The organism is Microbacterium sp. SCPM-O-B-15248 (M128) (assembly GCF_058214835.1).
The window spans coordinates 127,781-148,832 of record NZ_JBYQLI010000008.1 but is presented as its reverse complement, the minus strand read 5'-3'; the positions used below and the strand labels follow the sequence as shown (position 1 = coordinate 148,832).

Genomic DNA, 21,052 nt, shown 5'->3' with positions numbered 1-21,052 from the left:
GCGCGTCGCGCTCGGCGTCGGTAGACTGTCGCGCGACATGTCACCCGTCTACGACTGCCGTGACGAGTCGCAACTGCTCTCCGGGATGCGCCACGCGCGCCAGGCGATCAGTCGAGGCGAACTCGTCGTGCTCCCCACCGACACCGTCTACGGAATCGCCGCGGACGCGTTCAACGCGCGCGCCGTCGCGGGCCTGCTCGAGGCGAAAGGGCGCGGTCGTCAACAGCCGCCGCCGGTGCTCGTGCCCGGTGTGGGCACGTTGCGCGCCCTCGCGGCCGAGATCCCGCCCGCCGTCGACGACCTCGTGCACACCTTCTGGCCGGGCGGTCTGACGATCGTGCTGCCCGCCCAGCCGTCGCTGTCGTGGGATCTCGGCGACACCCACGGCACCGTCGCCGTCCGCATGCCGGCGCAGAACCTCACGCTCGAACTGCTCGAAGAGACCGGCCCCCTGGCGGTGTCCAGTGCCAACCGCACCGGCATGCCCGCTGCGGTGAGCATCGACGAAGCCCGCGACATGCTGGGCGACAGCGTCGCGGTGTATCTCGACGCCGGCGCCAGCGAGTGGGGCTTCGCCTCCACGATCGTGGACGCCACGACCTTGATCGGCGGAGCCGAGCCGCGGGTGCGAGTGCTCCGCGAGGGCACCGTGTCGCGCGCACGACTTCGCGAGGTGCTCGGCGACCTGCTCGAGCCCGACCCCGAGTCGGACGCCCCCTCGGGCGCCCCGTCGCCGACGGCGAGTACCGCCCCGGATGCCGAGGCCCCCGGGCCGTGACCCAGTATCTCCTCACCATCCTGTTCACGGCCGCGGTGACTCTCGCGCTGTCGTGGGTGGTGTGGAAGCTCGCGCTGCGTTTCAAGCTGTATCCCGGCATCCGGGATCGCGACGTGCACAAGACGCCGACGCCGCGCCTGGGCGGGGTCGCGATGTTCCTGGGCGTCGTCGCCGCGTTCGCGTTGTCGAGCCGCAACCCCTACTTCTCGATCTTCTGGACCGATCCCGTCCCGGTGCTGTCGTTGCTGGGCGCGGTGCTCCTCATCGTCCTCGTGGGTGTCGCCGACGATCTGTGGGACCTGGACTGGATGATCAAGCTCGGCGCGCAGTTCGTCGCCGCCGGCATCATCGCGTGGTTCGCGCAGCTGCAGATCCTGTCGCTGCCGATCGGCGCTCTCACGGTCGGCTCGGGGTGGGTGAGCTTCCTGCTCACGGTGTTCGCGCTCGTGGTCGTCATGAACGCCGTCAACTTCATCGACGGACTGAACGGCCTGGTCGCCGGGGTGTGCCTCATCGCGAACGGCGTCTTCTTCGCCTACTCGTACCTCCTCGTCCGCGACACGGGGGCGAGCACCTACTTCAACCTCGCGTCGTTCATCGCCGCCGTGCTGGTGGGCGCGTGCCTGGGCTTCCTGCCCATGAACTGGACGCCCGCGAAGCTGTTCATGGGGGATGCCGGTGCCCTCATGCTCGGCCTGCTCATGGCCAGTTCGGCGATCGCCATCACCGGTCAGCTCGACCCCGCGGTCCTCGATCCCGAGAAGATCGGTCGCTCGCAGCTCCTCGGCGCGTTCATCCCGATCCTGCTGCCGGTGGTGATCGTGCTCCTGCCGCTGCTGGACTTCGGCCTCGCCGTGGCCCGGCGGCAATGGGCGGGGCGTTCGCCGTTCTCGCCCGACCGCAAGCACCTGCACCATCGCATGCTCGACATGGGGCACAGCGACCGCGACGCGGTCCTCATCTTCTACGCCTGGACGGCGGTGGTGAGCCTGGCGTTCCTGCTGATGTACATCGGCACGCAGCAGAGCTGGCCCGGCGACTACCTGATCGGCATCGCCTTCGGCGTCGTCGGTGTCGCGGCGTGCCTCGTCCTGACCATCCTTCCCTCGCATCGACTCCTGCGCCGGCGAGCCCGCCGCGCCCAGCCCAGCCCCCCGGAGATCTCCGCATGAGCACCGCTTCCCCCGCCGCCCGCCGCCCGCTCTCGAGTACCCCGATCCTGCGCACGGCCCTCGCCTGGGGCGGGATCGTGACGGCCGTCCTGCTCGTGGCCGGGGCCGTGATCGGTTTCGCCGTCGGCGGAGCCGGGGGGCTCGGCAGCGCGCTCTCCGGCGTCGCCGTCAGCGCCGTCTTCCTGGCGGTGACCGCAGCGAGCATCCTCATCGCCAACCGCTGGTTCGGAGATCCCCTCTACGTCCCGATCTTCTTCGGCATCGTGCTCGGCGGGTGGCTGCTCAAGCTCGTGCTGTTCATCGTCGCGATCGTCGTCCTGCGCGGACAGGATTGGGTCGACCCCGTGGTGTTCTACGTCGCCCTCGTCGTGAGTGTCCTGGCATCCCTGGTCGTCGACGTGGTCGTCCTGCTGCGCATGCGGGTCCCGAGCGCGAGCGACGTGACGCTGCCGACCGACCCGGACGCGGGCGATTTCCGCGGCTGAGTCCCCATAACCCGAGGTTCGCCGGCCGAGTGCACGTTAGTCCGGTGCCGAGACGATCGAGCGCCCGCACTCATGGATGAGCCGGGAGTTTGATAGGGTGGGGTAAGTACCCACCCGCGACCGGGACTCTTTCCCAGGCTCGCACTTCGGGTGCCATCACCGACCATCGTCGCAACGGTTCACACCGATGCCCCGAAGCTGGAGCCAGCGCTGTCCACTCAAGCTGCGACCCTGATCACGAACTTCGCGTCCGCGGGGGCTGAGTTCCACCCGCCGTCCATCAACGAGTTCTTCCCCGACGCGATCCTGTTCGAGGGCACGATCTTCGCGATCACTCGCATCAACCTGGTGCAGATGCTCGCGACCGCCGTCCTGGTGATCCTGCTCATCGTCGGCACGCGCCGGATGAAGGTCGTCCCGGGCCGCTTCCAGAGCGTCGTCGAGATGGGCCTGGACTTCGTCCGCGTCAACATCGCCGAGGACATCCTCGGACGCAAGGACGGCCGTCGCTTCCTCCCGATCCTCACCACGATCTTCTTCATGGTGCTGTTCATGAACATCACGGGTGTCATCCCGTTCCTGAACATCGCCGGGACGAGCGTCATCGCCGTCCCGCTGCTGCTGGCGATCGTGGCCTACGCGACCTTCATCTACGCCGGCATCAAGAAGAGCCCCGGCGGGTTCTTCAAGAACGCGCTGCTGCCCTCGGGCGTGCCGTGGCCGCTGTACATCATCATCGTGCCGCTGGAGTTCCTCTCCACCTTCATCATCCGGCCGATCACGCTGACGCTTCGTCTGCTGATGAACATGGTCGTCGGTCACCTGATGCTGGTGCTGTTCTTCTCCGCCACCCAGTTCTTCGTCGTCGGCCTCAGTGGCTGGTGGACGGCGCTGGGCGCGGGGTCGCTCGCCTTCGGCTTCGCCTTCACCCTGTTCGAAATCTTCGTCGCCTTCCTCCAGGCGTACGTCTTCGCGATCCTCACCGCGGTCTACATCCAGCTCGCGGTCGCAGAAGAGCACTGAGCGGCCCGGCGCACGCCGAGCCACCCAACCGAAAGGAAAAAACCCGTGGACGCAACTACGGTTCTCGCCCAGGTCACCGGTAACGTCGCCACGATCGGCTACGGCCTCGCGGCCATCGGCCCCGCCATCGGCGTGGGCATCGTCGTCGGCAAGACCATCGAGGGTGTCGCCCGTCAGCCCGAGCTCGCGGGCCGCCTGCAGGTCCTGATGTTCATCGGTATCGCCTTCACCGAGGCGCTCGCCTTCATCGGTATCGCGACCGGCTTCATCTTCACCTGATCCGGCCGCTCTCGACTCACTCAAAGGAGACAGGATGCTGAACGCTCTTGTCACACTCGCCGCGGAGCCCGCGGGCGAAGCGGCGAAGAACCCGCTGATCCCGGCGTGGTACGACATCATCTGGTCGGCCGTGTGCTTCGTCGTCATCATCTTCGTGGTGTGGCGCGTAGCCCTGCCGCGGATGGCGAAGCTCCTCGACGAGCGCAGTGCCGCCATCGAGGGCAACATCGCCAAGGCCGACGAGGCACAGCGCCAGGCCGAAGCCGCTCTCGAGCAGTACACCGCGCAGCTGGCCGAGGCCCGCAAGGAAGCCGGTGAGATCCGCGAGGCCGCCCGCGAGGACGGCAAGAAGATTGTCGCCGAGGCGAAGGATGCCGCGTCCACCGACGCTGCCCGCATCACCGCCGCCGCACACGCACAGATCGAGGCCGAGCGTCAGTCGACCCTCGTCGCCCTGCGCGCTGAGGTGGGTACGCTCGCCGTCGACCTCGCCGGCAACGTCATCGGGGAGACCCTCTCGGACGACGCGCGTGCGCAGGCCGTGGTGGATCGCTTCCTCGCCGAGCTCGAGGCATCCGAGAAGGCGGCCCAGTAATGGGCAGCGCGACCACTCAGGCGCGGACCGCGACGACCGAGGCGCTCACGTCGACGTCGGGCGTCGACCTCGACGTCGCCGGCGAACTCTTCGCGGCCGTCGGCGCCGTGAGCGGCTCGGCGCAGCTGAGCGGCGCGCTGTCCGATTCCTCGGCACCGGCCGCCGCCCGCGCTGCGCTCGTGACGGCGGTCTTCGGTGGCACGTACCGCGAGGTGACCGTCGCTCTGCTGCGCAGTGCGGCCGAGCAGCGCTGGTCGAACGCGGGTGAGTTCGTGGACGGCCTGGAGGAACTGGCCGTGCGCGCCGCCGCCGTCGCCGACCCGTCGGCGGACATCGAAGGCGAGCTGTTCCAGTTCTCCCGCACGGTGGCCTCGAACGGCGAGCTCGAACTGGCGTTGGGCGGTCGCCTCGGCGACGCGTCGGCCAAGAGCTCGCTCGTCTCGACGCTGCTCGACGGACGCGCGGGTGCCGCCACGGCCCTGATCGTCTCTTCGCTCGTGCAGAACGCGCACGGTCGCCGTGTCCGTGCGCTGCTGCGTCGCGCATCGGCGATCGTCGCCGATCAGCGTTCCAGCATCGTTGCGACCGTGTACGCCGCGACCCCGCTGAGCGCCGAGCAGCGGACGCGGCTCGAGAACGCGCTCAGCGCGCGTTACGGGTCGGCGGTCACCCTGAACACCGTGATCGACCCGACCGTGGTCGGTGGGCTGCGTGTGCAGGTCGCCGACGACGTCATCGACGCGAGCGTGTCCGCACGCCTCGCCGACCTGCGCCAGCGCATCGCAGGCTAAGACTTTCCCGCCCGAGCGGGTGGAGATCTGGGGGCTCGCGCCCCACGAACGAAGGAAGACAATGGCAGAACTCTCTATCAGCCCCGACGTCATCCGTGACGCGCTGAAGGACTTCGTCAACGCCTACGAGCCGACGGGCGCGGGTGCGACCGAGGTCGGCACCGTCGTCGACGCGGCCGACGGCATCGCCCACGTCGAGGGACTGCCCGGCGTCATGGCGAACGAACTCATCCGCTTCGCGAACGGCACCCTGGGCCTGGCCCAGAACCTCGACGAGCACGAGATCGGTGTCGTCGTCCTCGGCGAATTCTCCGGCATCGAGGAAGGCCAGAGCGTCACCCGCACCGGCGAGGTCCTCTCCGTCGGCGTCGGCGACGGCTACCTCGGCCGTGTCGTGGACCCGCTCGGCAACCCCATCGACGGTCTCGGCGAGATCGCGACCGAGGGTCGTCGTGCGCTCGAGCTGCAGGCGCCCGGCGTCATGCAGCGCAAGAGCGTGCACGAGCCGCTGCAGACCGGCATCAAGGCCATCGACGCGATGATCCCCGTCGGTCGCGGCCAGCGCCAGCTCATCATCGGCGACCGCCAGACCGGTAAGACGGCCATCGCGATCGACACGATCATCAACCAGAAGGCCAACTGGGAGTCGGGCGACGTCGACAAGCAGGTCCGCTGCATCTACGTCGCCATCGGTCAGAAGGGCTCGACGATCGCCTCGGTCAAGGGCGCCCTCGAGGACGCCGGCGCGATGGAGTACACCACCATCGTCGCGGCCCCCGCCTCCGACCCGGCCGGCTTCAAGTACCTCGCCCCCTACACGGGTTCCGCGATCGGCCAGCACTGGATGTACGGCGGCAAGCACGTCCTGATCATCTTCGACGACCTGTCGAAGCAGGCCGAGGCCTACCGCGCCGTGTCGCTCCTCCTCCGTCGCCCGCCGGGCCGCGAGGCGTACCCCGGTGACGTCTTCTACCTGCACTCGCGTCTGCTCGAGCGTTGCGCCAAGCTCTCCGACGAGCTGGGCGCGGGTTCGATGACGGGTCTGCCGATCATCGAGACGAAGGCCAACGACGTCTCGGCGTACATCCCCACCAACGTGATCTCGATCACCGACGGCCAGATCTTCCTCCAGTCCGACCTGTTCAACGCCAACCAGCGTCCCGCGGTCGACGTGGGTATCTCGGTTTCCCGCGTGGGTGGTGACGCCCAGGTCAAGTCGATCAAGAAGGTCTCCGGAACGCTGAAGCTCGAGCTCGCGCAGTACCGCTCGCTCGAGGCGTTCGCGATGTTCGCCAGCGACCTCGACGCGGCCTCGCGTCGTCAGCTCGCCCGCGGTGCGCGCCTGACCGAGCTGCTCAAGCAGCCGCAGTACTCGCCCTACCCGGTCGAGGAGCAGGTCGTCTCGATCTGGGCGGGCACCAACGGCAAGCTCGACACCATCGAGGTCTCCGACGTCCTGCGTTTCGAGCGCGAGCTGCTGGACTACCTGCGCCGCAACTCGACCGTGCTCGACACGCTGCGCGAGACCAACGCGCTGGGCGACGACACCGTCGCCGAGCTCGAGAAGAAGGTCGACGAGTTCATCCTCGAGTTCCAGCCGGGTGAGCAGAGTGCCGTGGGCACCGAGCAGGTCGAAGCCGCCGAGGCCGAAGACGTCAACCAGGAGCGAATCGTCAAGGGCCGTCGCTAACAGCGACGACACGAGAACGGAATCATGGGCGCACAACTGCGGGTCTACAAGCAGAAGATCAGTTCTGCTCAGACGACCAAGAAGATCACGAAGGCGATGGAGCTCATCGCGGCCTCGCGCATCCAGAAGGCGATGGCGCGTGTGCGCGCGGCATCGCCCTTCGCGCGGGCCGTCACGAGCGCTGTCTCCGCGGTGGCCACGCACTCCTCGATCGACCACCCCCTGACGACCGAGCGCGAGAACATCCGCCGCTCGGCCGTGGTGATCTTCACCTCCGACCGCGGCCTCGCCGGCGCGTTCAACTCCCAGATCCTCCGCGAGGGTCTGGAGCTGGCGGAGCTGCTGCGGTCGCAGGGCAAAGAGGTCGTGTTCTACCTCGTCGGGCGCAAGGCCGTCGGGTACTTCCAGTTCCGCCGCATGGCCAGCGCCGCGCAGTGGACGGGCGACACCGATACTCCGCAGTTCTCGACGGCGGAAGCGATTTCGGATGCCGTGCTCGAGGCCTACCGGGCCGGTGGCGAGAACGACGGCGTCGACGAGATCCACCTCGTGTACAACCGCTTCGTCAGCATGATGACGCAGTCGCCCGAGTCGATCCGTCTGCTCCCGCTCGAAGTCCTCGAAGCCGACGAAGCCCCGGCTCAGGCCGAGGTGTACCCGCTCTACGAGTTCGAGCCGGACGCCGAGACCGTGCTCGACGCACTCCTGCCGGTGTACGTCCAGAGCCGCATCTTCAACGCTCTCCTGCAGTCGTCGGCGGCCAAGCACGCCGCGACGCAGAAGGCGATGAAGTCGGCCAGCGACAACGCCGACAAGCTCATCACCGACTACACCCGCCTGCGCAACAACGCGCGTCAGGCGGAGATCACGCAGCAGATCGCCGAGATCGTCGGCGGCGCCGATGCTCTGTCATCCGGCAAGTAAGTTCCCAAGGAGAGAAGAAGCCATGAGCCTCACCGCCGAGAAGACCGACGCGGCTGTCGTCGGCCGCGTCGCGCGTGTCACCGGGCCCGTCGTCGACATCGAGTTCCCGCACGACGCGATCCCCGAGATCTACAACGCGCTCAAGACCACCATCACCATCGGTGACGACTCGACCGAGATCACGCTCGAGGTCGCCCAGCACCTCGGTGACGACCTCGTGCGCGCCATCTCGCTCAAGCCGACCGACGGCATGGTCCGCGGCCAGGAGGTGCGCGACACCGGCGGCCCGATCTCGGTCCCCGTCGGCGACGTGACCAAGGGCAAGGTGTTCGACGTCACCGGTGAGGTGCTCAACGCGGCACCCGGCGAGACGATCGAGGTCACCGAGCGCTGGGGCATCCACCGCAAGGCCCCGAGCTTCGACCAGCTCGAGTCCAAGACCGAGATGTTCGAGACCGGCATCAAGTCGATCGACCTCCTGACACCCTACGTGCAGGGTGGAAAGATCGGTCTGTTCGGCGGCGCCGGCGTCGGCAAGACCGTCCTCATCCAGGAGATGATCCAGCGCGTCGCGCAGGACCACGGTGGTGTCTCCGTGTTCGCCGGTGTCGGCGAGCGCACCCGTGAGGGCAACGACCTCATCGGTGAGATGGAAGAGGCGGGTGTCTTCGACAAGACCGCCCTCGTGTTCGGCCAGATGGACGAGCCGCCGGGGACGCGTCTGCGCGTCGCCCTGTCGGCGCTCACGATGGCGGAGTACTTCCGCGACGTGCAGAAGCAGGACGTTCTGCTCTTCATCGACAACATCTTCCGCTTCACGCAGGCCGGTTCCGAGGTCTCGACGCTGCTCGGCCGCATGCCCTCCGCCGTGGGCTACCAGCCGAACCTCGCCGACGAGATGGGTGTGCTCCAGGAGCGCATCACCTCGACGCGCGGTCACTCGATCACGTCGCTCCAGGCGATCTACGTCCCCGCCGACGACTACACCGACCCGGCTCCGGCGACGACCTTCGCCCACCTGGATGCCACGACCGAGCTGTCCCGTGAGATCGCGTCGAAGGGTCTCTACCCGGCCATCGACCCGCTGACGTCGACGAGCCGCATCCTCGACCCGCGCTACATCGGTGAGGACCACTACCGCGTGGCCACCTCGGTGAAGCAGATCCTGCAGAAGAACAAGGAACTGCAGGAGATCATCGCGATCCTCGGTGTCGACGAGCTCTCCGAAGAGGACAAGATCGTCGTGTCGCGCGCACGTCGCATCCAGCAGTTCCTCTCGCAGAACACCTACATGGCCAAGAAGTTCACGGGTGTCGAGGGCTCCACGGTCCCGATCAAGGAGACGATCGAGTCCTTCGACGCGATCGTCAAGGGTGACTTCGACCACGTCGCCGAGCAGGCGTTCTTCAACGTCGGTGGCATCGCGGACGTCGAGGCCAAGTGGGCGCAGATCCAGAAGGAGAACGGCTGACATGCCGCTGCGCGTGAACCTCGTCTCGGCTGACGCCGAGGTCTGGACCGGTGAGGCGTCGCTCGTCGTCGCCAAGACGGTCGAAGGTGAGATCGGCTTCATGCAGGGGCACGAACCCGTGCTCGCGATCCTCGCCCAGGGCGAGGTGCGCATCACCGGTGTAGACGGCACGAAGACTCTCGCCAGCGCGCAGGACGGGTTCCTGTCGATGTCGGGAGACGAGTTGACGATCGTCGCCGGTCACGCTGCGCTGGTCTCCTGACACTCTCTCCTCTTCGACGCGCGTCGCCCGGTTCGCCGGGCGGCGCGCGTCGTTCGTTCCCCCGAGGTCGCATGCTCGTTCTCCTTCCTCCCTCCGAGACCAAACGCCCCGGCGGGCACGGAAAGCCCCTGGATGCCGCGAGTCTCGCCCTTCCGGCGCTGACCGCACCGCGTACCCGCGTGATCGATGCTCTCGTCGCGCTCAGTGCCGATGAAGAGTCTGCGGCGCGCGTCCTCAAGCTCAGTGCCCGGCGGCTCCACGAGGTCGCCGACAACGCCGCGCTGCGCTCCGCCGCGACGCTGCCCGCGGTGGACCGGTACACGGGCGTGCTGTTCGACGCCCTGGATGCGGGTTCTCTCGACGCTCCCGCGCGCGACTGGCTGGCGGCGCACGTCCTCATCCACTCGGCGCCGTTCGGTCCCGTCGGCGCCCTCGACGGCATCCCGGCGTATCGTCTGGCGGCCTCGACGTCGCTTCCGGGTCTTCCCTCGCTGCGACGGATCTGGGCGGATGCCGTCACCCGAGCCATCCGCGATGCCGCGCCGGACTTCGTCCTCGACGTGCGATCCGAGGCGTATGCGGCACTCGGCCCGGTGCCCGCGGAACTCGACAGCGCCTACGTGCGCGTGGTCGCGGAGGGCCCCGATGGAACGGTGCGTGCACTGAACCACTTCAACAAGAAGGCGAAAGGCGAGCTGGTCCGACGCCTGGCGCAGACCCGTGCCCGCATCGGCTCGCGGTCAGATCTCTACGACTGGGCTCGAGCGGCGGGTTTCGCGGTGGGGGAGGGCGGTCCGGGCGAAATCGAACTCCGCACATGACAATGTTGCGCGGGGTCTGTCAGCGAACATTCAGCTTCGCTACCATGTGAGTCGCACCGCACGCGCGGATGTCGCGTCGTGCACCTCCTGGAAGGGAACTCACATGGGTGACTCTTATTACTACGGGGACGACGGGGGCGGCTTCGCCGCGTTCGCCTTCTTCCTCGTCTTTCTTCCCGTCCTGCTGATCATCGCGCTGGCGGGGTACATCATCTCGTCCTTCCTGCTGATGAAGATCTTCGAGAAGGCCGGAGTGGAGGGGAAGTGGCGCGCGTGGGTGCCCGTCTACAACGCCCTCGTCGCGGCGAAGCTGGGTGATCTGTCACCGTGGGCCTACCTGATCGCGGTCGTCGCCTCCAGCGTGCTCGCGGGGATCCCGGTCATCGGATGGATCATCAGCCTCGTCGGCGTGGCCGCCGCGGTGATGTTCTCCTACCGTCTGGGCCTGAAGTTCGGCAAGGACTGGCCGTACCTGCTGCTCTGGCTGATCCCCGGCATCGGATACCTCATCTGGCTCGGCATCCTGGCCTTCGGCTCGTCGCCGTGGAACCCCGCGATCCGTCCCTCGCCGTGGGCGACCTCGTTCCTTGCGGACAAGACGGTCTGGAGCGGGATCCCGGTGCAGCCCGATCAGCAGTTGCAGGGACCGCCTGCGGCCACGGCCGGCGGTTACGCTCCACCCGCGCAGCCGTACGCGCCTCCGGCCCAGCCCTCCACCCCGCCGCAGACGCCCCCGGCCGGCGGCGCGACTCCGCCTCCGCCGGCACCGCCGGCCGGCCCCACGCCGCCGCCTGCCGGTCCGCAGGCCTGAACGCGAGCGACGAGCTCCCCGCCCCGCGGGGAGCTCGTCGTCGTTCGCGCCCGTGCGCCGCGCCTGTCGGATCGAAGAGCCCGGCCTGGGCGTCTACTAGGATGGCAGGGCCGTGCGCTTCCGCCGGCGAAGCTGTCGGCCTACCGGAGGATCTGTCGTGCCCGAGGTGACCACGCATACGCGTACCGTTCCCCTGGCGGGCGGCGCGCTCGATCTCTCCTGGGCGGCGTCGACCGACACGGGCAAGCGCCGAGAGGTCAACCAGGACGCGCTCCTGGCCGAGTACCCCCTGTTCGTCGTCGCGGACGGCATGGGCGGGCACCTGGGCGGAGAGATCGCCAGCGCCAGCACGGTGGATCGCCTGCGCGGCGTCGTCGAGGGCGGCGCGGTGTCTCCCAAGAACATCGAGAAGGCTCTGTCGCGCGCCGTCAAGGACATCGTCTCGCACCCCGAGACCACCGACGAGGGAACCGGCACCACGCTGACCGGTCTCTACCTCGAGGTGGGCGGGGAGGAGCCGCACTGGGTGACCTTGAACATCGGGGACTCGCGCGTCTACCTGCTGCGCGACGACGACATCGTGCAGATCACCACCGACCATTCCGTCGTGCAGGAACTGATCGCCGCCGGGCGGCTGAGCCCGGAAGAGGCCGAGAATCACCCGTACGGCAACGTCATCACCCGCGCCGTCGGCCCGAGCGACAGCGTCAAGCCCGACTACCTCCGCCTCGAGGTGGTCGACGGGGATCGTTTCGTCATCTGCTCCGACGGGCTGACGAAGGAACTGACCGATTTCGGCATCCGGCACTTCCTCGAGGCCAACCCCGACCCGGCCGCCGCCGTCGAGGCGATGATGGCCGCCGCCCTCGAGAACGGCGGCCGCGACAACATCACCATCGTCGTGCTCGACGTCACCCGTCGGGCCGCGTAACCCGAGAGCTTGACCGCGGAGCGTCGCTGCTCCTAGGTTCAGCAGATGACCTCCGCACCCGAACGGACGGCCGGCAAGGGCCTGGCCGCGGGAACCCTCGGCCTGTGGGGCTCGACCGTCATCGGTCTGGCATCCACGGCCCCGGTGTACTCGCTCGTAGCGACCCTGGGCTTCGTCGTCCTCGCCGTCGGCGCCTCGGCGCCCATCGCGTTCATCATCGCCTTCATTCCGATGTTGTTCATCGCCTTCGCGTACCGCGAGTTGAACAACGATGTCCCCGACTGCGGCACGACCTTCACCTGGGGGACGAAGGCATTCGGCCCGTGGGTCGGCTGGATGGGGGGCTGGGGCGTCGCCGTGGCCGGGATGGTCGTGCTCGCCAACCTCGCCCAGATCGCGGGCATCTACCTGTGGTCTCTCATCGGTGACGGGTCCCTCGCCGAGAACGTGCCGCTCGTGACCGCCACCGGCGTCGCGTTCATCGCCGCGATGACGTACGTCAGCTATCGCGGCGTCGAGATCGGCGAGCGCATCCAGAACATCCTCCTCGGCGTGCAGTACCTCGTGCTGGCGCTGTTCGTGGTGGTGGCGCTGTGGAAGTTCTTCGACGGGACCGCGCCGAACCCGACGCCGTTCGATCTCGCCTGGTTCAACCCGTTGGGCTTCACCGACTGGAGCGGCTTCACCGAGGCCGTGCTGCTGGCCTTGTTCATCTACTGGGGCTGGGACACGTGTCTCGCCCTGAACGAGGAGACCAAGGACCCCAAGCGCATCCCCGGCCGGGCGGCACTGCTGACCACCGTCATCCTGCTCGGCACCTACGTCTCGGTCACGGTGGCCGCGATGATGTACGCCGGGGTTGGCGAGGACGGGACGGGGTTGGCCAACGCCGACAACGCCAACGATGTGTTCCTCGCCCTGAAGGACGGGCTCTTCGGCCCGTTCGGCTGGATCCTCATCGTCGCGGTGTTGATCTCGGCGGTGTCGTCGACGCAGACCACGATCCTCCCCACGGCCCGGGGCACGCTCGCGATGGCCGCGTACAAGGCGCTGCCGAAGCGGTTCAGCACCGTGCACCCGCGCTTCCGCACGCCGTCGTTCTCCACACTCGTGATGGGCATCGTCGCGAGCGTCTACTACGTCGGCATGACGCTGATCAGCGACAACATCCTGCAGGACTCGATCCTGTCGCTCGGGCTCGCGATCGCGTTCTACTACGCCATCACGGGCTACGCGTGCGTCTGGTACTTCCGCCGCGACCTGTTCACCTCGACGCGGAACCTCGTCTACCGCGGCATCCTTCCGCTGCTGGGAGCGCTCATGCTGACCTACGCGTTCGTGCAGTCGGCGATCGACATGTACGACCCCGAGTACGGCAACACGGTCCTGCTGGGCATCGGAGGGACGTTCGTCGTCGGTATCGGCGCGCTCGCGATCGGCGTCGTGCTGATGCTGCTCTGGTACGCCTTCCCGCGCTCGAAGCCCTTCTTCCACGGAGAGAGCCTCAACCGCGACACCGAGGTGCTCGTCCCCGACGAGCCGATCACGTACCCGCGGTCGGTCGACGGCGGCATCTGAGGACGGTGGGCCGGTCGCCCCGTCACGGCGGGTGACCGGCTCCGCTCAGACCGTGGCGCGGATGACGCCGACCTGTGCTCCGCCGCCGAGAACGGTCAGCGGAAGCGCCGAGAGGGTATCGGCGACCGCGGACGCATCGAGGGCCCCCGCGCGTTCCAGCAGACGCAGGGCGACGGCGTGGCCGGCCCGGGTCGATCCGTCGAGCGTCTTCAGCGCAACGGTCGTCCCGTCGGGAGCCGTCATGACCTGGACGCCCTCCGCGCCGTACTTCGAGAACACGCCCAGGCGTTCGATCACGACGGTGTCGGGGCGGCCGGGGCCGTCGATGGTCCACGGGTTCTCGCGGACGGCGCGCACGAGCGCGCCGGCGCTGCGGTGGAGCGCGAACGGCGAGCGCTCCGACGACGTCGCGATGCGCTGGATGGCGCGGGCGAGGCCGGTCAGGCTCATCGCGTACACCGGCGCACCGCACCCGTCGATCGCCATGGTCGTGGCGCGCTCGCCGACGAGGCGCTCGATCACCTCGCGGATGTGCACCTGCAGGGGGTGCTGCGGGTCGAGGTAGTCCGCGGTCGACCAGCCGTTGGCCACGCACGTCAGCAGCATCGCGGCGTGCTTGCCCGAGCAGTTCATGCGCAGGGGAGAGGGGGTGCCGTGGTCCCGGACGAGATCGTCGCGCGACGCGGTATCGCTCGGCCACACCGCGGGGCACCCCAGGTCGTCCTCGGTCAGTCCGGCGGACTGCAGGACGCCGCGGGCCACCTCGACGTGCCGGTCGGTTCCGGAGTGGCTCGCCGTCGACAGCGCCAGGCTCTCGCCGGTGAGGTCGGCGCCGGCGGACAGACACGCGAGAGCCTGCAGGGGCTTCATGCTCGAGCGAGGGAGGAAGGGCGCGCTCACGTCGCCCAGCGCCGTGTGCTCCGACCCGTCGGGCGACAGCACGACGGCCACGCCGCTGTGCCGTGACTCGACGAAGCCGCTCCGTTCCACGACGGCGATCTCGACGGCATCCGGGGGCGTGGCAGGCATCCGTCCATCGTATCTTCCGCGCCCTGGACTCCGCGGCGGGGGAAGGGGGCAGGATGGGAGCATGATCGGTGAGCACCAGTACCGCCTGCAGGCCACGTGGACCGGCGACCGGGGGACCGGCACGAGCGGGTACCGCGACTACGACCGGTCGGTCTCGCTCGAGGTCGACGGGAAACCTCTGCTGGAGGCCTCCGCGGACAAGCCCTTCCGGGGCGACCCGGCGAAGTGGAACCCCGAGGAACTGCTGCTCGGTGCGCTCAGCGAGTGCCACCTGCTGTCGTACCTGCACGCGTGCGTGACCACGGGTGTGGTCGTCGTCTCGTACAGAGATGAGGCCACCGGAACGATGGTCGAGGACGGCAAGGGCGGGGGAGCGTTCACCGACGTCCTGCTGCGGCCCCGTGTCGTGGTGGCGGAGGAGTCCATGGTCGAGGCCGCTCTCGCCGCGCATCGTCAGGCGCGCGAGTGGTGCTTCATCGCGAACTCGGTCAACTTCCCCGTGCGCCACGAGCCCGTCGTCACCGCCGCCTGACATCGCGCGGTGCGGCGCGCGTCGTACAGTGAGCGCATGCAGCTCGAACCCGCCCTGCGACGTCTGGACCGCCTCGCCGGCGGTCGTCAGGCCGATCATCGCGTCGACCCGTCCGACGATCCCCGCGTCCGCCGCGCCTTCCGCGCGGTGACGATCCTGCTCGCCGCGGGATTCCTCCTCGGCGTCGCCACGATCATCGTGGCCGCCGTGATGGCCCTGAACGGTGACGACGTCGGCTTCGCCGTGTGGATGCGGTGCCTCGTCGTGCTCGGCATCACCACGACGCTGTTCTACTTCCTGTGGCGCGCGCGGGCGGGCTGGTACTGGGCGTTCCGGCGTCTGCAGCTGTTCAGCCGGATCTTCCCGATCGTGGCGCTCGTCCTCGCCGCGATCCCCGGGCTCTACCCGTTCTGGGTGGTGACCGAGCAGATCCTGTTCGCGATCCTCCTCATCGGGGTCTCGGACTACCTGCAGTCCGACGCCGTGCGGGCGGCGTTCCCGAAGCCGTCGCGCTGAGTCCCGGCATCCGGATGCCGAGGGCCCCGGGAACGACGGAACCCCGCCGGCACGAGGCCGACGGGGTTCCGATCTGCGGGGGTGTGCTCAGCGCACGTCTTCGTCGACCCAGTCCATCGACTTGGTGACGGCCTTCTTCCACAGGCGCAGTTCGCGCTCGCGCTCGGTGGGGTCCATGTCGGGCTCCCAGCGCTTGTCCTCCTGCCAGTTGGCGCGCAGGTCATCGAGGTTGTCCCAGAAACCGACGGCCAGGCCCGCCGCATAGGCGGCACCCAGGGCCGTGGTCTCGGCCACGACGGGTCGGACGACCGGAACGCCGAGGATGTCGGCCTGGAACTGCATGAGCTCGTCGTTGGCGGTCATACCACCGTCGACCTTGAGCTCGGTGAGGTCGACGCCCGAGTCGGCGTTGACGGCCTCGAGCACCTCGCGAGTCTGGAAGGCCGTGGCCTCGAGGGCGGCGCGGGCGATGTGGCCCTTGTTGACGAAGCGCGTCATGCCGACGATCGCGCCGCGGGCGTCGGGACGCCAGTACGGAGCGAACAGGCCCGAGAAGGCCGGCACGAAGTACACGCCGCCGTTGTCGTCGACGGTGCGGGCGAGGGCTTCCACCTCGGGCGCCGAGGAGATGATGCCGAGCTGGTCGCGCAGCCACTGGATGAGCGAACCGGTGACGGCGATCGAGCCCTCGAGGGCGTAGCGAGCCGGCTCGTCTCCGAGCTTGTAGCCGAGGGTGGTCAGCAGACCGTTCTTGGAGTGGACGATCTCTTCGCCCGTCTGGAAGATGAGGAAGTTACCGGTGCCGTAGGTGTTCTTGCTCTCACCCGGGTCGAACGCGGCCTGACCGAACGTCGCGGCCTGCTGGTCGCCCAGGATGCCGGCCACGGGGGTCTCGCGCAGCAGCGACGACGACTCGACCTGGCCGTAGACCTCGGAGGAGGAGCGGATCTCGGGCATCATCGACCGCGGCACACCGAAGTCGGCGAGGATGTCGTCGCGCCACTGCAGGGTCTCGAGGTCCATGAAGAGCGTGCGGCTGGCGTTGGTGACGTCGGTCGCGTGCACGCCGCCGTCGATGCCGCCGGTGAGGTTCCACAGCACCCACGTGTCGGTGGTGCCGAAGATCAGATCGCCCGACTCGGCCTTCTCTCGCGCGCCGTCGACGTTCTCGAGGATCCACACGATCTTGGTGCCGGAGAAGTAGGTCGCGAGGGGCAGGCCCACGATGCTCTTGTAGCGCTCGACATCGCCGTCGGCCAGGCGGTCGACGATCGACTGCGTGCGGGTGTCCTGCCAGACGATGGCGTTGTAGACGGGCTTGCCGGTGTTCTTGTCCCAGACCACAGCGGTCTCGCGCTGGTTGGTGATCCCGACCGCGGCGATGTCGTGGCGGGTGATGTCGGCGCGGCTCAGGGCCAGACCGATGACTTCCTGGGTGTTGCGCCAGATCTCGAGCGGGTCGTGCTCGACCCACCCGGCCTTCGGGAAGATCTGCTCGTGTTCCTTCTGTCCGACGGACACGACGCCGCCGGACTTGTTGAAGATCATCGCGCGCGTCGAGGTCGTGCCCTGGTCGATGGCGAGGACGTAGTCGGCCATGGAGGACTCCTTTGTCAGTGGGTGGGGTGGTTTATGAGAGGGGAAGAGGGGGCGGGGGCGCCGTCGCGACGCCCCCGCCGAGGATCAGTTGCCGAGGCCCAGGAGGACCGGGGCGACCAGACCGGCGATCAGACCGCCGACGAGGGGACCGGCGACCGGCACCCAGGCGTAGCCCCAGTCGCTGGAACCCTTGCCCTTGATGGGGAGGATCGCGTGCGCGATACGCGGACCGAGGTCACGCGCAGGGTTGATCGCGTAACCGGTCGGGCCACCGAGGGAGGCGCCGATACCGACCACGAGCAGGGCCACGGGCACGGCCGCGAGGCCGCCGATGCCGCCGGGGACGCCGATGTCGGCGACGCCGTAGTCGGCGAATCCGAAGATCACGAAGACCAGGACGAAGGTCGCGATGACCTCGGTGAGGAAGTTGAAGCCGTACGAGCGGATGGCGGGGCCGGTGGAGAAGACGCCCAGCTTGGCGGCGGGGTCCGGCTCGTCGTCGAAGTGCTGCTTGTAGGACGCCCAGGCCAGCACGGCACCGATGATGGCACCGACCAGCTGCGCGGCGACCGCGACGAGGAACTGGACGAACGCGATCTTGCCCGCGACGAGCAGACCGATGGAGACGGCGGGGTTCAGCTGAGCACCGGAGTACGCCGAGACGATCACACCGGCGAAGACCGCGAGGCCCCATCCCCAGTTGACCATCAGGAATCCACCGGCGTTGCCCTTGGTCTTGGCCAGCGCCACGTTGGCGACCACACCGCAACCCAGGAGGATCAGCATCGCGGTACCGACCACCTCCGAGAGGAAGTACAGCCCCAGGTTCACTTCTTGCATGTCGTCATCGACCTTTCTGTTTTCGCCCGGACGCCATCGGCTCGGGCAACTGTGCGGCTCGGTGATCCGAACCTACGACCGCCGTGCGGGCGCGCAACAGACGGCGCGCCCGCACGTTCTCTCAGATTCGCGCGACTCCGGCCTCGGCGAGGTCGACGCGGTGCGCGGAACGGAGCTTCTCAGTGGCCCGCGCGATCTCTTCGTCGATGCGGGCGGTGTCCCAGCCGAGCGGGCCGGCGACGGCCTCGGCCACCTCGCGCAGCGTGCGCTCGGTCATCCCGCCGACGAAGGCGAGATGCGTCCGGCGCAGCAGCACGTCGATGAGGTGGACGACCTGCTCGTTCTCCGCGATCCACGTCAGCTCCTCGCGGTAGTAACCGGGGGCGTGCTCGAGAGCGGTGGGCTCGGCGGGCAGCACGGCCAGGATCGCGTCCGCGCGGGTGCCGTAGCGCTCGAGCATGGCATCCACGAGCTCGGCGGAGTGAGCATTCGTGCGGGCAGCGACCCAACGACGGCGCTCGGCGGGCGTGGTGGGGAAGCCCTTGCCGCCGCCGATGGGCAGGCCCTGCGTGCTCACGCGGTGCGGGCGGCGCAGCTTCTGGAGCGTCTTCATGCTGAGGTGCTCGGCGAGGGCGCGGAACGTGGTCCACTTGCCGCCGACGAGGCTCATCGCGGGGGTGCCGCCGATCTCGTCCTCGACGATCCGGTAGTCGCGCGAGACGAAGCCGGGGGCGGTGTCGTCGTGACGGGGGAGCGGACGGATGCCGGAGAAGGTGTAGACGATCTGCGACCGGTCGACCGGCACGGTGGGGAAGACGTGACCGATGAGGTCGAAGAAGTACTCGATCTCGTCGTCGGTGCACACGACCGGCTGCGACGGGTCGGCGTCGATGTCGGTGGTCCCCACCAGGACGCGGTCCTTGAGCGGGTAGATGAGGACGATGCGACCGTCGGAGTGCTCGAAGAAGATCTCGCGACCGCCGGTGGCTGCCAGCAGCTCGGGGTTGTCGAGCACGACGTGCGAGCCCTTGGTGCCGCCCATGAACTGCGTCGGCAGTCCCATCGCGCCGTTGGTGAGGTCGGTCCACGGCCCCGAGGTGTTCAGGATGATCTTGGCCGCGACCGAGAATTCCTCGCCGGAGAGCTCGTCGCGCACACGCACGCCGTTCTCGTCCGCGCCGACGGCCGAGACGTAGTTGACCGCCTGGGTGCGGCCTCCGCCGGCGACGATGCCGTCGTGCAGCACGTCGAGAGCGATGCGCTCCGGGTCGTGCATGGAGGCGTCGAAGTACGTGGCGGTGTAGGCCAGGTCGGGGTTGAGGCGCGGGAGCGCCGCGAGCGACTTCTTCTTGCCGAGGAAGGTGTGGCGGGGAACGGTGCCACCGTCGCGCGAGAAGGTGTCGTACATGATGAGGCCGACCTTGATCAGCAGCGCGCCGCGCTCGTTCGGCTTGCCGCGACCGTGGGTCACGAGCAGGCGGAAGGGTGCCGAGAGGATGCCGGAGAACGTCTTGTAGATCGGGATCGTGGTCTCGAGCGGCTTGACGTAGTGCGGGGCCGTCTTGATCAGGTCATTGCGCTCGGTGACGGCTTCCTTCACGAGACGGAACTCGCCGTTCTCGAGGTAGCGGATACCGCCGTGGACCATGTGGCTCGAGGCCGAGGAGGCGCCCGAGACGAAGTCGCCGCGCTCGACCAGGGCGACCTTCACGCCCTGGAGGGCGAGGTCGCGGAGGGTGGCGATGCCGTTGATGCCCCCTCCGATGATGAGGACGTCGAGGTCGTCGGCGTCGCGGAGCGCCTGGACATCGGCGCGAATCGAAGAAGAGGGGGACGACATGTCGACTGCGACCTTTCGTTGTGGGTACGCGAAACAGGATGCGCGCCGCTGCACGTTGTTGCAAGCCCCTTGAACAAACGTGCAGAATAGGCAAGGCGGAAAGGCGGGGGACGATGACGCAGACCGAGGAGCGCTCGCGCGATGCGCTGCGCGCCGCGCAGCTGTACTACATGCAGGACCTGACGATGGATGCCATCGCGCACGAGATGCGCGTCTCGCGATCCTCCGTGTCGCGGCTGCTGCAGCACGCCCGCGATGTCGGCCTGGTGACGATCTCGATCAGCCCGCCCGACGACGCGCGCGGCCAGATGGCTCAGCGCATCGCCGACCGCTTCGGGATCACCGCGCACGTCGTGCCGACGCCGTCCCGAACGTCGGAGGCCGAGCGGCTCGAGCGGACGGCGCTGACCGCCGCGCGCATCCTCGCGGAGCGCATCGAGTCGTCGATGACGGTCGGAATCGCGTGGGGGTCCACGCTCTCGGCGATCGCGCGGCACGTCCCCTCCAAGGACGTGCCCGACACCCACATCGTCCAGATGAACGGGGCGGCCAACCTCCGTACCTCCGGCATCCCGTACGCGGGGGAGATCCTGTCCCGCTTCGGGGCGGCCTGGTCGTCGTCGGTGCACCAATTCCCGGTGCCGGCGCTCTTCGACGACCCGAGGACCAAGCAGGCGATGTGGCGGGAACGGTCGGTGCGCTCGGTGCTGGAGATCCAGCAGCGTGTCGGCTTGTTCGTCTTCGGTCTCGGGTCCCCCCACGCCGACGTGCCCTCCCACGTCTACAGCGGCGACTACTTCGACGAGCGTGATCGCGCGATCATCGAGCGGGAAGGCGTCGTCGGCGACTGCGCGACGGTGTTCTACCGCACCGACGGGTCGTCCGACATCCCGGAACTCAACGCCCGCTCCAGCGGGCCCGACCTCGACACGGTCCGTGGCATCCCGCGCCGATTCTGCGTCGTCTCGAGCCTGTCCAAGCTCGACGCCCTCCGCGGCGCACTCGCCGCGGACCTCATCACCGAGCTGGTCGTGGAAGAGGCTCTCGCGCGCCGCCTGCTCAGCGTCACGCGCTGAGCCCGCCTG

The 21,052-nt window shown here is 68.5% G+C and carries 22 protein-coding genes; 18 read left to right on the top strand and 4 right to left on the bottom strand.

Annotated elements, in window-relative coordinates:
* Positions 1-37 precede the first annotated feature (37 nt).
* The 15 genes from AC3E6M_RS14050 (at position 38) to AC3E6M_RS13980 (ending at position 13,611) form a co-directional block, all read left to right on the top strand.
* Positions 38-778 carry an L-threonylcarbamoyladenylate synthase gene (locus tag AC3E6M_RS14050; protein ID WP_230007839.1) on the top strand — a complete coding sequence of 247 codons (741 nt, stop codon included), beginning with the start codon at positions 38-40 and terminating at the stop codon, positions 776-778.
* Positions 775-1,950 (top strand): MraY family glycosyltransferase, encoded by a 1,176-nt coding sequence (locus tag AC3E6M_RS14045; RefSeq protein WP_138178104.1) that lies wholly within the window; start codon positions 775-777, stop codon positions 1,948-1,950. The genes AC3E6M_RS14050 and AC3E6M_RS14045 overlap by 4 nt, the downstream gene beginning before the upstream one ends.
* Positions 1,947-2,435, top strand: a complete 489-nt coding sequence (locus tag AC3E6M_RS14040; protein WP_490530273.1) for a Cg1360 family ATP-synthase-associated protein — start codon at positions 1,947-1,949, stop codon at positions 2,433-2,435. Before AC3E6M_RS14045 ends, AC3E6M_RS14040 begins: the two co-directional genes overlap by 4 nt.
* 210 nt (positions 2,436-2,645) lie before the next feature.
* A complete protein-coding gene (gene atpB, locus AC3E6M_RS14035) occupies positions 2,646-3,458 on the top strand; it encodes a F0F1 ATP synthase subunit A (protein ID WP_138177942.1) in 813 nt (270 codons plus the stop codon).
* 45 nt (positions 3,459-3,503) lie between these two features.
* Positions 3,504-3,737 carry a F0F1 ATP synthase subunit C gene (gene atpE, locus AC3E6M_RS14030; RefSeq protein ID WP_043360904.1) on the top strand — a complete coding sequence of 78 codons (234 nt, stop codon included), beginning with the start codon at positions 3,504-3,506 and terminating at the stop codon, positions 3,735-3,737.
* 34 nt (positions 3,738-3,771) lie between these two features.
* The gene (locus AC3E6M_RS14025) at positions 3,772-4,332 is read left to right on the top strand and encodes a F0F1 ATP synthase subunit B (protein ID WP_138177926.1); all 561 of its coding nucleotides are present in this window, start codon (positions 3,772-3,774) and stop codon (positions 4,330-4,332) included.
* The gene (locus AC3E6M_RS14020) at positions 4,332-5,123 is read left to right on the top strand and encodes a F0F1 ATP synthase subunit delta (RefSeq protein WP_138177928.1); all 792 of its coding nucleotides are present in this window, start codon (positions 4,332-4,334) and stop codon (positions 5,121-5,123) included. Before AC3E6M_RS14025 ends, AC3E6M_RS14020 begins: the two co-directional genes overlap by 1 nt.
* Positions 5,124-5,184: 61 nt before the next feature.
* A complete protein-coding gene (gene atpA, locus AC3E6M_RS14015) occupies positions 5,185-6,813 on the top strand; it encodes a F0F1 ATP synthase subunit alpha (RefSeq protein ID WP_138177930.1) in 1,629 nt (542 codons plus the stop codon).
* 24 nt (positions 6,814-6,837) lie between these two features.
* Positions 6,838-7,737: a F0F1 ATP synthase subunit gamma gene (locus AC3E6M_RS14010; RefSeq protein WP_138177932.1), complete on the top strand. Its 900-nt coding sequence runs from the start codon at positions 6,838-6,840 to the stop codon at positions 7,735-7,737.
* A 22-nt stretch (positions 7,738-7,759) separates the two neighbouring features.
* Complete coding sequence (atpD, locus tag AC3E6M_RS14005) at positions 7,760-9,208, top strand: F0F1 ATP synthase subunit beta (protein ID WP_138177934.1); 1,449 nt, start codon at positions 7,760-7,762, stop codon at positions 9,206-9,208.
* Position 9,209: 1 nt separating this feature from the next.
* Positions 9,210-9,470 (top strand): F0F1 ATP synthase subunit epsilon, encoded by a 261-nt coding sequence (locus AC3E6M_RS14000; protein ID WP_138177936.1) that lies wholly within the window; start codon positions 9,210-9,212, stop codon positions 9,468-9,470.
* Between the two features lie 71 nt (positions 9,471-9,541).
* On the top strand, positions 9,542-10,291 hold the full coding sequence (locus AC3E6M_RS13995) for a YaaA family protein (protein ID WP_490530272.1): 750 nt from the start codon (positions 9,542-9,544) through the stop codon (positions 10,289-10,291).
* A 103-nt stretch (positions 10,292-10,394) separates the two neighbouring features.
* The gene (locus AC3E6M_RS13990; protein WP_138178042.1) at positions 10,395-11,102 is read left to right on the top strand and encodes a large exoprotein; all 708 of its coding nucleotides are present in this window, start codon (positions 10,395-10,397) and stop codon (positions 11,100-11,102) included.
* Between the two features lie 157 nt (positions 11,103-11,259).
* On the top strand, positions 11,260-12,033 hold the full coding sequence (locus tag AC3E6M_RS13985; protein ID WP_138178044.1) for a PP2C family protein-serine/threonine phosphatase: 774 nt from the start codon (positions 11,260-11,262) through the stop codon (positions 12,031-12,033).
* Between the two features lie 45 nt (positions 12,034-12,078).
* Positions 12,079-13,611 (top strand): APC family permease, encoded by a 1,533-nt coding sequence (locus tag AC3E6M_RS13980; RefSeq protein WP_490530271.1) that lies wholly within the window; start codon positions 12,079-12,081, stop codon positions 13,609-13,611.
* Positions 13,612-13,656: 45 nt separating this feature from the next.
* On the opposite strand, the gene AC3E6M_RS13975 is transcribed toward AC3E6M_RS13980, so the two are convergent.
* The gene (locus tag AC3E6M_RS13975) at positions 13,657-14,640 is read right to left on the bottom strand and encodes an asparaginase (protein WP_490530270.1); all 984 of its coding nucleotides are present in this window, start codon (positions 14,638-14,640) and stop codon (positions 13,657-13,659) included.
* A gap of 61 nt (positions 14,641-14,701) precedes the next feature.
* Between AC3E6M_RS13975 and AC3E6M_RS13970 the strand changes: the two genes are divergently transcribed.
* Together AC3E6M_RS13970 and AC3E6M_RS13965 are read left to right on the top strand one after the other, a co-directional pair.
* Complete coding sequence (locus tag AC3E6M_RS13970) at positions 14,702-15,172, top strand: OsmC family protein (protein WP_490530269.1); 471 nt, start codon at positions 14,702-14,704, stop codon at positions 15,170-15,172.
* Positions 15,173-15,208: 36 nt separating this feature from the next.
* Positions 15,209-15,688, top strand: a complete 480-nt coding sequence (locus AC3E6M_RS13965; protein WP_138178052.1) for a hypothetical protein — start codon at positions 15,209-15,211, stop codon at positions 15,686-15,688.
* Between the two features lie 87 nt (positions 15,689-15,775).
* Here the strand turns inward: AC3E6M_RS13965 and glpK are convergent, their stop codons facing one another.
* From glpK to AC3E6M_RS13950, 3 genes are all read right to left on the bottom strand, one after another.
* Entirely contained in the window at positions 15,776-17,287 is a 1,512-nt protein-coding gene (glpK, locus tag AC3E6M_RS13960) for a glycerol kinase GlpK (protein ID WP_138178054.1), read from the bottom strand.
* Between the two features lie 84 nt (positions 17,288-17,371).
* The gene (locus AC3E6M_RS13955; protein WP_490530268.1) at positions 17,372-18,127 is read right to left on the bottom strand and encodes an MIP/aquaporin family protein; all 756 of its coding nucleotides are present in this window, start codon (positions 18,125-18,127) and stop codon (positions 17,372-17,374) included.
* A 121-nt stretch (positions 18,128-18,248) separates the two neighbouring features.
* Positions 18,249-19,967 carry a glycerol-3-phosphate dehydrogenase/oxidase gene (locus AC3E6M_RS13950; RefSeq protein ID WP_490530266.1) on the bottom strand — a complete coding sequence of 573 codons (1,719 nt, stop codon included), beginning with the start codon at positions 19,965-19,967 and terminating at the stop codon, positions 18,249-18,251.
* Between the two features lie 113 nt (positions 19,968-20,080).
* Between AC3E6M_RS13950 and AC3E6M_RS13945 the strand changes: the two genes are divergently transcribed.
* Positions 20,081-21,043: a sugar-binding transcriptional regulator gene (locus tag AC3E6M_RS13945; protein ID WP_138177838.1), complete on the top strand. Its 963-nt coding sequence runs from the start codon at positions 20,081-20,083 to the stop codon at positions 21,041-21,043.
* The last annotated feature ends 9 nt before the right edge of the window (positions 21,044-21,052 follow it).

Coding starts and splice junctions, on each gene's coding strand:
- AC3E6M_RS13945 (WP_138177838.1), top strand. CDS start 20,081: ATGACGCAGACCGAGGAGCGCTCGCGCGATGCGCTGCGCGCCGCGCAG.
- AC3E6M_RS14020 (WP_138177928.1), top strand. CDS start 4,332: ATGGGCAGCGCGACCACTCAGGCGCGGACCGCGACGACCGAGGCGCTC.
- AC3E6M_RS14050 (WP_230007839.1), top strand. CDS start 38: ATGTCACCCGTCTACGACTGCCGTGACGAGTCGCAACTGCTCTCCGGG.
- AC3E6M_RS13990 (WP_138178042.1), top strand. CDS start 10,395: ATGGGTGACTCTTATTACTACGGGGACGACGGGGGCGGCTTCGCCGCG.
- AC3E6M_RS14040 (WP_490530273.1), top strand. CDS start 1,947: ATGAGCACCGCTTCCCCCGCCGCCCGCCGCCCGCTCTCGAGTACCCCG.
- atpA (WP_138177930.1), top strand. CDS start 5,185: ATGGCAGAACTCTCTATCAGCCCCGACGTCATCCGTGACGCGCTGAAG.
- AC3E6M_RS13975 (WP_490530270.1), bottom strand. CDS start 14,640: ATGCCTGCCACGCCCCCGGATGCCGTCGAGATCGCCGTCGTGGAACGG.
- atpD (WP_138177934.1), top strand. CDS start 7,760: ATGAGCCTCACCGCCGAGAAGACCGACGCGGCTGTCGTCGGCCGCGTC.
- AC3E6M_RS13955 (WP_490530268.1), bottom strand. CDS start 18,127: ATGCAAGAAGTGAACCTGGGGCTGTACTTCCTCTCGGAGGTGGTCGGT.
- AC3E6M_RS13950 (WP_490530266.1), bottom strand. CDS start 19,967: ATGTCGTCCCCCTCTTCTTCGATTCGCGCCGATGTCCAGGCGCTCCGC.
- AC3E6M_RS13970 (WP_490530269.1), top strand. CDS start 14,702: ATGATCGGTGAGCACCAGTACCGCCTGCAGGCCACGTGGACCGGCGAC.
- glpK (WP_138178054.1), bottom strand. CDS start 17,287: ATGGCCGACTACGTCCTCGCCATCGACCAGGGCACGACCTCGACGCGC.
- AC3E6M_RS13965 (WP_138178052.1), top strand. CDS start 15,209: ATGCAGCTCGAACCCGCCCTGCGACGTCTGGACCGCCTCGCCGGCGGT.
- AC3E6M_RS14010 (WP_138177932.1), top strand. CDS start 6,838: ATGGGCGCACAACTGCGGGTCTACAAGCAGAAGATCAGTTCTGCTCAG.
- AC3E6M_RS13980 (WP_490530271.1), top strand. CDS start 12,079: ATGACCTCCGCACCCGAACGGACGGCCGGCAAGGGCCTGGCCGCGGGA.
- AC3E6M_RS14000 (WP_138177936.1), top strand. CDS start 9,210: ATGCCGCTGCGCGTGAACCTCGTCTCGGCTGACGCCGAGGTCTGGACC.
- AC3E6M_RS14025 (WP_138177926.1), top strand. CDS start 3,772: ATGCTGAACGCTCTTGTCACACTCGCCGCGGAGCCCGCGGGCGAAGCG.
- AC3E6M_RS13995 (WP_490530272.1), top strand. CDS start 9,542: ATGCTCGTTCTCCTTCCTCCCTCCGAGACCAAACGCCCCGGCGGGCAC.